The organism is Pseudoalteromonas sp. H105, assembly GCF_001469215.1.
GTDB lineage: Bacteria > Pseudomonadota > Gammaproteobacteria > Enterobacterales > Alteromonadaceae > Pseudoalteromonas.
In genome coordinates this window covers 171,889-182,801 of record NZ_LOFH01000010.1, presented here as the reverse complement: position 1 = coordinate 182,801, position 10,913 = coordinate 171,889, and the positions used below count along the sequence as shown (strand labels likewise).

11 protein-coding genes are annotated in these 10,913 nt (G+C 39.9%); 5 read left to right on the top strand and 6 right to left on the bottom strand.

Going from position 1 to position 10,913, the window contains the following annotated elements; genetic code table 11:
- Nucleotides 1-646, top strand: a 646-nt coding sequence (locus ATS75_RS16370; RefSeq protein WP_082665503.1) for an EF-Tu/IF-2/RF-3 family GTPase, incomplete at its 5' end; no start/stop codon positions are given.
- Nucleotides 647-1,113: 467 nt separating this feature from the next.
- Here the strand turns inward: ATS75_RS16370 and ATS75_RS16365 are convergent.
- Both ATS75_RS16365 and ATS75_RS16360 read right to left on the bottom strand, forming a co-directional pair.
- On the bottom strand, nt 1,114-2,040 hold the full coding sequence (locus ATS75_RS16365; protein ID WP_058561490.1) for an alpha/beta fold hydrolase: 927 nt from the start codon (nt 2,038-2,040) through the stop codon (nt 1,114-1,116).
- A gap of 294 nt (nt 2,041-2,334) precedes the next feature.
- Complete coding sequence (locus tag ATS75_RS16360) at nt 2,335-3,522, bottom strand: dipeptidase (protein WP_058561489.1); 1,188 nt, start codon at nt 3,520-3,522, stop codon at nt 2,335-2,337.
- Between the two features lie 193 nt (nt 3,523-3,715).
- Here ATS75_RS16360 and ATS75_RS16355 point away from each other — a divergent pair, with 193 nt between their 5' ends.
- The 3 genes from ATS75_RS16355 to ATS75_RS16345 are packed head-to-tail and all read left to right on the top strand — an operon-like array spanning nt 3,716 to nt 6,193.
- The gene (locus ATS75_RS16355) at nt 3,716-4,357 is read left to right on the top strand and encodes a hypothetical protein (protein ID WP_058561488.1); all 642 of its coding nucleotides are present in this window, start codon (nt 3,716-3,718) and stop codon (nt 4,355-4,357) included.
- 56 nt (nt 4,358-4,413) lie between these two features.
- On the top strand, nt 4,414-5,472 hold the full coding sequence (locus ATS75_RS16350) for a sensor histidine kinase (RefSeq protein ID WP_058561487.1): 1,059 nt from the start codon (nt 4,414-4,416) through the stop codon (nt 5,470-5,472).
- A complete protein-coding gene (locus ATS75_RS16345) occupies nt 5,462-6,193 on the top strand; it encodes a LytR/AlgR family response regulator transcription factor (protein ID WP_058561486.1) in 732 nt (243 codons plus the stop codon). The genes ATS75_RS16350 and ATS75_RS16345 overlap by 11 nt, the downstream gene beginning before the upstream one ends.
- Here ATS75_RS16345 and ATS75_RS16340 read toward each other — a convergent pair whose 3' ends face one another.
- Nucleotides 6,194-6,442 (bottom strand): YheU family protein, encoded by a 249-nt coding sequence (locus tag ATS75_RS16340; protein ID WP_058561485.1) that lies wholly within the window; start codon nt 6,440-6,442, stop codon nt 6,194-6,196.
- Complete coding sequence (locus ATS75_RS16335) at nt 6,439-7,419, bottom strand: hydrolase (RefSeq protein ID WP_058561484.1); 981 nt, start codon at nt 7,417-7,419, stop codon at nt 6,439-6,441. Before ATS75_RS16335 ends, ATS75_RS16340 begins: the two co-directional genes overlap by 4 nt.
- A 713-nt stretch (nt 7,420-8,132) precedes the next feature.
- Between ATS75_RS16335 and ATS75_RS16330 the strand changes: the two genes are divergently transcribed.
- Entirely contained in the window at nt 8,133-8,558 is a 426-nt protein-coding gene (locus ATS75_RS16330) for a hypothetical protein (RefSeq protein WP_058561483.1), read from the top strand.
- Here ATS75_RS16330 and ATS75_RS16325 read toward each other — a convergent pair.
- The gene (locus ATS75_RS16325) at nt 8,517-8,939 is read right to left on the bottom strand and encodes a TIGR02444 family protein (protein WP_058561482.1); all 423 of its coding nucleotides are present in this window, start codon (nt 8,937-8,939) and stop codon (nt 8,517-8,519) included. The two genes, ATS75_RS16330 and ATS75_RS16325, sit on opposite strands and share 42 nt — an antisense overlap.
- Complete coding sequence (locus tag ATS75_RS16320; protein ID WP_058561481.1) at nt 8,926-10,848, bottom strand: ATP-binding cassette domain-containing protein; 1,923 nt, start codon at nt 10,846-10,848, stop codon at nt 8,926-8,928. Before ATS75_RS16320 ends, ATS75_RS16325 begins: the two co-directional genes overlap by 14 nt.
- Nucleotides 10,849-10,913: the final 65 nt, after the last annotated feature.

Genomic DNA, 10,913 nt, shown 5'->3' with positions numbered 1-10,913 from the left:
AGGCGAAAAGCAGTGGGAAGACAAGATCGTTGAGCTTGCAGAAGCACTAGATTCTTACATTCCAGAGCCAGAGCGTGACATCGATAAGCCATTCATCATGCCTATCGAAGACGTTTTCTCAATCCAAGGTCGTGGTACTGTTGTAACTGGCCGTGTTGAAGCTGGTATCATCAACGTGAATGACGAAGTTGAAATCGTTGGTATCAAAGAGACGACTAAGTCTACTTGTACTGGTGTTGAAATGTTCCGTAAGCTTCTTGACGAAGGTCGTGCTGGTGAGAACATTGGTGCACTTCTACGTGGTACTAAGCGTGAAGACGTTGAACGTGGTCAAGTACTAGCTAAGCCTGGTTCAATCAACCCACACACAACTTTCACTTCAGAAGTATACGTACTTTCTAAAGATGAAGGTGGTCGTCATACTCCTTTCTTCAAAGGTTACCGTCCACAGTTCTACTTCCGTACAACTGACGTAACTGGTGACGTACAGTTACCAGAAGGCGTAGAAATGGTAATGCCTGGTGATAACGTTAAGATGACAGTAACTCTAATCGCGCCAATCGCGATGGATGAAGGTCTTCGTTTCGCTATCCGTGAAGGTGGCCGTACTGTAGGTGCTGGTGTTGTAGCAACTATCGTTGAGTAATAATTAACGTTTAAGTTAATTGTTAGAAAAAGGTCACTTCGGTGGCCTTTTTTAATGCCTGCGATTTACGTCATGTGAAGGTGGCGCTCTTAACTTAGGCGTAGGTGCTTTGTAGCAACTATCGTTGAGTAATAGTTAGCCTAGCTAATTAATACTAAAAAAACCCGAGCTTAGTCTCGGGTTTTTTAATGTCTGCGATTTACGTCATGTGAAGGTGGCGCTCTTACCTTAGGCGTAGGTGCTTTGTAGCAACTATCGTTGAGTAATAGTTAGCCTAGCTAATTAATACTAAAAAAACCCGAGCATAGTCTCGGGTTTTTTAATGCCTGTAGAAAAGTTGGTAAGCTTGAGAGGAAAGTTTGCGAGCTGCTCGGTGAAAGTTTAAACGCAGTAGGCGAGTGGCTTGCTACCGCGTTTTAATAAATATATTAAACCCTTCTTGCGATATGAATTAAAAGTTCAATCATTTATCGTTTCTTAAGCTTTTTCTGTGCGCGCTTTTGTTCCGCTTTTTTAACATGTTTGCTGATCCATTTAGTCATTTTAGCCATTAATGCTGGCGGGAAGTCATGGCCCATACCGTTTACTATCTTTAATTTAGCCTTCCTGATTTGGGCTGCGGTTTGCTTCCCAGCAGCTACTGGCATGACAGGGTCTAAACTGCCGTGTATAACGAGGGTGCGAGCTTTTATTTTCGGCATTAAATGCTGCCGACAATCACTGGCGGCAATGGCTGCGAGTTGACGGTTAAAGCCTTGTGGATTGTGTGCTCTATCAACTCCTAATGTGGCTTGTTTACGCAAAGCTTGTTCATTTTGGGGATACGCTGGACTGCCAATTAATTGATTTAGCTTTATATTATAATGTATGGCACTATCACGATTGGCTTGACGAGGGCGATGCTTTGCCAGCTGTAAAAAGAGTTTTAAGCTAGAGGCCGAAAGCTTAGGTTTACTTGCGCTCGACATAATAGAGGTTAAACTTAAAACCTTCTTTTTATGCTGTGCGGCAATCAATTGCGCAATCATTCCTCCCATTGATGCCCCAACTAAATGTGCTTTTTTGATTTTTAAGGCGGCCATTAATTCTAATACATCATTTGCCATATCATCTAACGTATATGGAATATGGGTTTTAATAGGTAAACGTTTACTTAGCCAGATTTTGAATAGGTTAGGGCTACCAAACTGCTCTAGTTGGCTTGAAAGTCCGGCATCGCGGTTGTCAAAACGGATTACTCTAAAACCTTTAGCTACCAGACCTAAGTATAATTCATCAGGCCATACCGTGAGCTGCGCACCTAGACCCATAATTAAAATAATAACAGGAGCAGTTTTATTACCTGTGTCTTGGTAGTTTATAGTAATACCACTATGTGTTTTTATCGTAAGCATACCCAACAACTAACATGTTTTAACTGTGCGCTATATGAGTATAGCTATATTAGTTGTTATTTTACGGTTTCTAATATGAACTTTTCTGGTCATATCACCATGAATAGAATGAGTCGTCGTTTATAAAACTCGACTATAAACAAAGGGAAGTTTATGATTAGGTGGTTGTTTATTTTATTTATTGGCTGGTTGTAGAATCCAAAAAGTACGAGCAGAGCCTAAGGAAGTTGTGGTGAAAACGCTGATTCAATCGCTTTCACCAAAGCAAAGCCCTAATTAACTAGGGCTTATGAATTAATGTTGCTGTGCGTATTGCTCCGCTTTTTTCCAAACGCGAAGCGTATTACCGCTTAAAATCTTTTTAATATCACTATCGCTGTAGCCTCTATCCATCAAACCCTGTACAAGGTTCGGATAAGTAGAAACATCTTTTAAGCCGATAGGCAGCGAGTCACCTACACCATCATAATCAGAGCCAATGCCTACATAATCGATGCCAATTAACTCAACAACGTGATCAATATGATCAAGTACTTGCTCAAGGCTGGCAAATGGGAATGGGTTTTTAGCACGGTACATCGCATCAAAATCTTTGCTTAACTTAGTACCTTGCTTTTTCGCGGCGTCTTTTTTGTCATTTAATTGATCGTACCAATTACGTGAGCTTGAGGTAACAAAGCTTGAACCAAAGTTTATCTGAATAACACCGCCGTTTTCTTTAAGCGCTAATAACATCTTGTCATCCATATTGCGCTCAAAACCAGGTGTGTACTTTCGCAATGATGAATGTGATGCAATAACAGGAGTTTTCGACAGCGCCATTACTTGGTAAAACGCATCATCAGAAATATGCGATACATCAATCAACATGCCGATGTTATTCATCTCTTTTATCAGCTCTTTACCAAACGGGCTTAAGCCTTTCCATTTACGGCGAATATCATACGATGAGTCAGATATATGATTGCTTTGAGAGTGAGCTAGCGTGATATAGCGTACACCACGATCAAAAAAGTGCTTCAGGTTTTTCATGTCACCTTCAATGGGCGAGCCGTTCTCCATGCCCATTGCGATTGATATTTTCTTATCTTTAAACTGTTGTTTTATATCACTTGTAGAGTCAGCAATAGCAAACTTATCAGGGGCGCGCTGTGCAATCGCTTCCATGCCATCAATTAACTGGTTGGCCAATTGATAGCTTTTGCCTTTGCCTTCAAACTCTAAATGAGCAGGAATATAAATCGACATAAATGGGGCATTCAAACCTCCTTCAACCGCGCGAGGGTAGTCAAAGTCACCGCCATCAGTGGCCTTGGTTACATCAGCCCACTTTGCATGAATACGGTAAGGAACATCAATATGGGTATCGATTAAAATGGTATCTTGCGTGAGTTTGACAGCTTTATCTGAAGGGGTAATTTGCGTTGCTTGTGCCCCTGCAACGGTGAGTGCGATGGCGCTAAGTGCTAAACGTAATTTCATGTTCTAACCTGTTTTATTATAATAATGCTAATGATTGTAACAACAATCGATTCGTCCTGCCTACTATCCGTTTATCCTCTTTTTTAGCCATTAATCACTTATTGCCCTTCGGTATCAAGTGTAATCGTTATAGTTCTGGTCAACAAAGACTCAGTATGCATCTAAGGCGTACTGCAATTTAAGGGACATCACTATGCAATTTACTATCAACAATAAGCAGTGCAAACTATCTTTTAAACCAATCTTAGCAACATTATTATTGGGTTTTTCATCATTCGGTTACGCCAATGAAATAGATGAAACCGATTCAGTGCTTCAATTCCATGAGGGTTTTTCTGTTGACTTTCAAACAGCCAAAATTAAAGACGTGTTTGATGGTAAAGGTGTTGGTATTAATTACCAAGCTTCATTAGGCGAACTTTCAGAAGACCAGCTCAATGGAAAGGTTGATCTTTATGGGCGCTTGCAGCATCAAATAAATGAAGAGGGTGGCAAATCTAATTTAACTCAAACCGAAATCACCTTAGGGGTTAATTGGGCATATTCAGACAAAGCACATTTTTATATTGAAAGTGCATTAATGAAGCAGCAACTCGATATTAATAATCGCGTTGGCTCTCAAACATTTGATATAACTCGTGTGGGTGGCAAATATAATTTTTATAAGGATTTTGTGCTGAATACGGCTCTAGAGCATCGCGATGCGTTAAAAAGTGAGACTGGTTATAAGTTCGCACTGGAAACAACGAAAGCAAAATATGCCTTATTTAGCGCGGGTTACCTAAGTGTTGGCGATAATCAATCACTGTTTTTTACTGTAGTATCAAAATTTTGAGTAGTAACTTAATCGGTCTTGGGTACAATACTGAGTATTATCAAAGGAGTGTACCCATGCGAAGTTATTGGTTTTGCCAGTTGTTGGTTTTTACTTGTATTGTGCTTATAAACTATAGCTTAGGAGTTGCGATATTAAATACAGCATCAGAGCACCATGCTAATTTGTTTTTAAGGACTATCTCGCATGCATCTGTATTTGTGTTATTGACCCATTTTATCCTTTACACCTTAGGTAACCGACTGTGTGGTAAGTTAAAAATAGCACGACTCAATATTTTTTTGCTAAGTGCATTCTCTATTCCGTTAGCATTAATACAGACTCTGAATGTAGTTTATTTTACGCCTTTCATTTTACCTGAGGGTGTTTCAGCTATGAGCATACAGATGTATGGAGAAGCAACGGTAGATTTAAATGAGCAACAGTTTACCGGAGTGTTCTCAAGCTTTTTTAATGCGTTAGTAATGAGTTTAATATGGAGTGGTTGTTACTTAGCGGTAGTATCGCGAAGAGAAAAAAAACGTATTATGAGTCAGCTGAAAGAGCAGCAACTTGAAAACCTTAAAAATCAAATCAATCCTCATTTTTTATTCAATACCTTAAACTCAATTCGTGGCATGATTTACCAAGATCAAGATAAAGCCGCTGATATTGTTACCCAGCTTTCTGAGCTATTTAGATATAACCTAACCACAGACTTACAAACCCACGTCAATTTTGAACAAGAGTGGACGGTATGCGAACATTATTTGGCGATTGAAAAAGTACGGTTTGGTAAACGGCTTTTAGTCACAATGCAGTGTGATGACGCGTTAAAAAAAGTCGTATTACCGAGTATGGCTTTATTAACTTTAATCGAAAACGCCACAAAGCACGGCATTGCCCATTTAGTAGAGGGTGGAGAAATAAAAGTAGATGTAGTGAGAACAGGGGAAAAAGTCACGATTACAGTGAGTAACCCTTTTGATGAAACGAAACTTAAATCCGGCACCAAATTGGGATTACAGAACATTCAATCAAGACTTGAGCTGATGTTTGCGCAACAAGGTAAGTTGCTCATTAAAAAACAGAGCGGACAGTTTAATGCAACTTTGGAGGTACCCTATGCAACATAATAAGCCGACCATAACAGCATTAATAGTCGATGATGAGCTACTTGCTCGAAATGAGTTAGCTCGGTTATTAAAACCCTATAAACACATAGATATAATCGATGAGGCAGAAAATATTAGCCATGCTTATGAATTAATAAAAAAGCATAAGCCTGATGTTGTTTTTCTTGATATTGAAATGCCGGGCGGCACAGGTATTGAACTTGCAGAGCAGCTAGCTGGTGAGACGAATATAATATTTTGCACAGCCTATAACGAGTTTGCTGTAGATGCCTTTAGTCTTAATGCCGTTGATTATTTATTAAAGCCTATTGTAAAAGAGCGTTTAGAAGGCACCTTAGCAAAGCTGGAAGGGCAACTGACACGGCGCCCTGTTAGTTATTTAGAAGATAACTTTAAATTGATGGTTAAATTTGCTGAGAACATGAAAATTATCCAGTTGGCAGATATTTTAAGGTTTGAAAGTATTGGTAATCATGCAGCGATTTATACTGCTTTCGGGAAGGCCTATATTCATAGCTCTTTAACTAAAATCGAAGCTCGCTTAAACCCAGATTACTTTTTACGCGCTAGTCGCAGTGACATAATACGACTAGACGCGATAATGGAACTTGAAGAAACTATAAATTATGGGCTATTGGCAAAGCTCCGTAATGGTGCACAAGTTGAAATATCTCGTCGTCAAGCAAGTAAGTTAAAGCAACAATTAAGCTTTAATCTATAGCTATTGTTGCAAATGTTGCTCTTCACTTTGCATGGCTTTGAATTCGTTCTTCGAGATAATGGTGACCGATTCGTGCAGCTCAGAGAAAAAAACCATTGCATCGCCATTGTTTAATTGCTGGTGAACTTGCGCCACTTTACTTTCAATACTGAACTCTTGCTCACCGTAATCGGTGCCTTCGCGTAAAACGTAACTTTCAATTAAGTTATACAGTGTATCTTTATCGAGTTGCTGGTGTGGAATGATCATAACTGCTCTTTATTAACTAGCTGATTAAAATACTCTGGCACGATTTGCTCTAACCAATAAATAGGTTTAAACGGGTTGTTACCTGATATAAAGCCGACGTGGCCGCCTTTTTCAGAGATGCGCAGCGTAACATGCTCGCTCACATCTTGCCTACTCGGAACTGCTTTTATCGACAGCATCGGGTCATCTTTAGCATGGACAACCAAGGTTGGGGTCGCAATGTGTTTTAAATAGGGTTTGGCGCTGGCTTGTTGGTAATAATCCTCTGCACCGTCAAAACCATGTAAAGGGGCTGTGAGCTTATTATCAAACTGCCATAAGTCATCAATCTTCATTAACTGCTCGGGGGTTAAGTCGATTTGTTGCTTAATTTGCGGTAATTTACGGCGCATTGACTTTTTCATGCGATCGAGTAAATATTTTTGGTAAATTTTGCCTAAGCTTTTACGAATAACTTGGCACGATGGTGATAAATCATAAGGGGCAGATACAATGGCTGCGCCATCAAGTAAACAGTCATCACCTTGTTCACCAACATACTTAGCCAGTACATTCCCCCCTAATGAAAAGCCGACCGCAACCATCGCACGATTTGGAAACTGTTGCTTTAGATGCTTAACAAAAAAATCAAGGTCGCCTGTTTCGCCGCTGTGATAAGCGCGAGGTAATTTATTAGCTTGTGTTGAACAATTGCGAAAGTGCATAAGCACCACTTGATAGCCTTGCTTTTTTAACGCTTTCATCATGCCTTTGGCGTAAAAGCTATTGATGTTGCCTTCAAGCCCATGCAGCACAATGGCAAGCGGGGCTAAATCATTTTTTGGTAATGACCATGCAAGCTCTAAAAAGTCGCCATCTGGGGTATCCAGTAGCGCTAACTGGTAACGTGTATGATGAAACGGCCTAAAAAAACGCGGTATGATAGTTTGCACATGACGGTTTCGCATCCACCATGCTGGGTTAAAATGTGAAAGCATTTTTGGTAACTGTTCAGCTAATCGAGGGGTTAGTGTAACAAATTTTTTGTAATAAAAAGCCCCTAATCAAACAAGTTGATAGGGGCTTTGCGCGTCGTGCTTAATGTGGTTGGTTAAGAGTGTCATCGTCGTGTACTTTTTTAATAAAAAAATACACAAAGAAAAGGCATAAACTAATAACAACACCTAAAAAACCAAATGATAAAAATAATACTGGGTCGCTAAAAAAATCTCTAAAGAATACGTCCATAACCGCCTCCTAATGTCTATGAGTTAATCATAGGCTGGCTGAGCATGGTTCGATATGATCCAGATCAAGCTATTTTCCTGATTACAAAAAGAGCCGTGAAGAAGTTGATTTGGATCAAAATTGCCAAGAGAAGTTAGCGAGTTTGCAAGGAAAAAGCTTAAAGTTACAAGGTAATGAATTACTGTAGGTCGTCATTTATGGCGACAATTTTTGCAGAAAGTTTGCTGAGCTAAATCACGACTTTGTTTTCCTCAAAAGCGTAGCGCCTCTAAACCTCTTTGTGAATAAGTCATTGCAAGACTTTTTGCACAAAGAGAACAGAATGAGAAGTAAATGAGGGGGAGTGAAAAATTTATTTGCAGTAAAGTTGGCTCTTACAAACTGGCTAGAAATAACATCTGTTTGAGCTTATAATTTCCCTTCATAGCTTTATTTTTATACCGAGTAATAATGGTGGTAGACATTGAAAATTATACGGATAGTTAAATACGCTATTGTGATTATGCTGCTGCAAATTGCCTTATCGACATTACTCAATATTGTTTTTGGTTTTGAGCGCTATATATCATCGAGGCTTGGCGATTACATTCTTATTGCAATCATCCCTTCTAGTGTCTTATCTTTTTTACTATACGGTGTAATGGCATATCGCAGTGATAATTATGCTTGGCGATATACATTTTATGTTTATTTTTTAGGCTTTTTGCTTGGTGCAGTAACTGTATCATTAATATTGCAAGAGTTTTATTTTTTCTCCGAAACTTCCATTATAGAGTTACCTGTTTCATTGTTAGTTATTACTTTAGCAACCCTGACAGGGTTGAAATTACGAGCGAAAAACGAACGCTTAAAGCTCTCCAACATAGAGCATTACATTAGTGGCCCTTGAATTAGGTTCTAATGTTAAAGTATTCATTTTTTCTACTAACATCTGCTGTTGTTGCTTTTCAAGCTTGAGCTCAGCACTGAGTAGCTCTTTACGAATTACAGCGTAATCTGCAATCTCGGTTTGATTGGCTTTTAAATAGGCGCGGGTAGCACGTAGGGGCTTTAATACTTGTTGATCAAATTCACGAATGGATTGTTCAAGTTCGTTTAGCTGTGCTTGGCTAATTGCTAGATTGAGAGAATCTAGGTAATACAGTAACAAGCACAGGTTGACGTTTTTACCTTGCTGGTTTTGATAATCCAGTAGGCGTGTTTGCATATCACCTTTGCTATAAAGGTCACAGGCAAACAGCCAAAAGTCATCCCCGTTAAGCAAGTTCATCGGCAAACGCTTGTTCTTTTTCTTCCATCTCTTCAAGGGCCATGAGTAGCTCTTCTTCGATATCGTTTACTTTAGGTGTTAATGTGGCTTGTTTTGCTATTAACTCTTTTAGTTTAGCTTTGTTGTCATCGTTATAAAGTTCGTTATCGCCCAGTGCAACTTCCACTTCGCTAAGTTCTGCTGAGTGTTTATCGAGTTGCTTTTCAAGTTTTTCAATCTGCTTTTTAAGGGGCTGAATGGATTTTCTAAACTCTGCTTCTAAGCGCTTTTGCTCTTTACGGTTAACTTGCGAGTTTACTTTTGGTTCGTCATCAGTTTGCCCAACCTTAGCGGCCTCTTTATTGGCATTGAGTAACCATTGATAATACTCATCTAAGTCATAACCAAACTGCGTGACTTCGCCATTATCAACCAAGTAATATTCATCAGCGGTGTTTTTTAGCATGTGGCGATCATGCGATACGGTAACCATCGCGCCTTCAAAACCTTGCAATGCCATCACTAAAGCGTGGCGCATTTCTAAATCAAGGTGGTTGGTTGGCTCATCCAGGAGCAATAAGTTAGGTTTTTGATAGACCAACATTGCTAAAACCAGGCGGGCTTTTTCACCCCCTGAGAATGGCGCAACTGGCTCAAGAGCTTTGTCACCAATAAACGCAAAACCGCCTAAAAAGTCACGCAGTGATTGCTCGCTGGCTTTTGGGTTTAAGCGTTGTATATGCGTAACGGCACTGGCTTTTAAATCTAAGGATTCCAATTGATGCTGCGCAAAGTAACCGATGTTTAAACCCTGATGCTGAAATACTTCACCGGCTTGTGGCTGGAGTTCGCCAGCTAGGAGTTTAATTAAGGTCGATTTACCCGCGCCGTTACGCCCAAGTAATGCAATGCGACTACCGGGTACTAAGTTAAGTTTTATGCTATCTAAAATAGTGATATCGCCATAACCTGCTTTGGCTTTATCAAGTGTCATCAGCGGATTAGGTAAAGCAAGTGGCTCGGCAAATTCAAAATCAAACGGCGAGTCGGCATGGGCTGGGGCAAGCTTTTCCATCCGTTCAAGGGCTTTAACACGACTTTGTGCTTGTTTAGCTTTACTGGCTTTAGCTTTAAAACGCGTAATAAATTGCTCAAGGTGGGCTATTTGCTCTTGTTGTTTTTCAAACATTGCTTGTTGTTGCAATAAACGCTCGGCTTTTTGGCGCTCAAATTGCGAGTAATGACCTTTGTAAACATTAATTTTTTGCTGATCGATATGCCAAATTTGATCAACCACCGCATCTAAAAATTCACGGTCATGAGAGATCAATACAAGCGTGCCTGTGTAAGCACGTAAAAAACGTTCTAACCAATATACGGCATCTAAGTCTAAGTGGTTAGTTGGCTCATCCAGCAATAGTAAGTCGGCATCGCGAATAAGAGCTTGGGCTAGGTTTAAACGCATACGCCAACCACCTGAAAACGCACTGACTGGGTTTTCAATTTGGTTATTGGCAAAACCTAAACCGTGCAGCAGCTCGCCTGCTTTAGATTCAATGCTGTAACCTTTAATGTTCTCAAGTTGAATATGCACTTTAGCTTGGGTGTCACCATCGTTATTTTGCTCAGCCTCGCGCAGAGCAATACGCAATGCATAATAATCAGGGTGGCCCTGTAGTACGTAATCTATAGCACTTATTTCAAGCGCTGGGGTTTCTTGTTTTACCGACGAAATAGACCAATCTTTGGGAATAGTGTAATTACCCGCATCTAATGAAAGCTCTGATTTTAATAAGCTAAATAAGGTCGACTTACCGCAGCCATTAGCGCCTACTAAGCCTACTTTATGCTCTGGAAATAAGGTTGCTGAGGCATCTTTTAACAGTGCTTTACCACCACGTAGGAGTTCTATTTCTGAGATTTGGATCATGAATACGTTACTTTACTGTGCCCTGATTTAATTGCCCACATCATAACACGGATCGACTTATGGTT

Coding starts and splice junctions, on each gene's coding strand:
- ATS75_RS16365 (WP_058561490.1), bottom strand. CDS start 2,040: ATGCTTACGATAAAAACACATAGTGGTATTACTATAAACTACCAAGAC.
- ATS75_RS16340 (WP_058561485.1), bottom strand. CDS start 6,442: ATGATCATTCCACACCAGCAACTCGATAAAGATACACTGTATAACTTA.
- ATS75_RS16360 (WP_058561489.1), bottom strand. CDS start 3,522: ATGAAATTACGTTTAGCACTTAGCGCCATCGCACTCACCGTTGCAGGG.
- ATS75_RS16325 (WP_058561482.1), bottom strand. CDS start 8,939: ATGAACTTGCTTAACGGGGATGACTTTTGGCTGTTTGCCTGTGACCTT.
- ATS75_RS16350 (WP_058561487.1), top strand. CDS start 4,414: ATGCGAAGTTATTGGTTTTGCCAGTTGTTGGTTTTTACTTGTATTGTG.
- ATS75_RS16320 (WP_058561481.1), bottom strand. CDS start 10,848: ATGATCCAAATCTCAGAAATAGAACTCCTACGTGGTGGTAAAGCACTG.
- ATS75_RS16345 (WP_058561486.1), top strand. CDS start 5,462: ATGCAACATAATAAGCCGACCATAACAGCATTAATAGTCGATGATGAG.
- ATS75_RS16335 (WP_058561484.1), bottom strand. CDS start 7,419: ATGCTTTCACATTTTAACCCAGCATGGTGGATGCGAAACCGTCATGTG.
- ATS75_RS16355 (WP_058561488.1), top strand. CDS start 3,716: ATGCAATTTACTATCAACAATAAGCAGTGCAAACTATCTTTTAAACCA.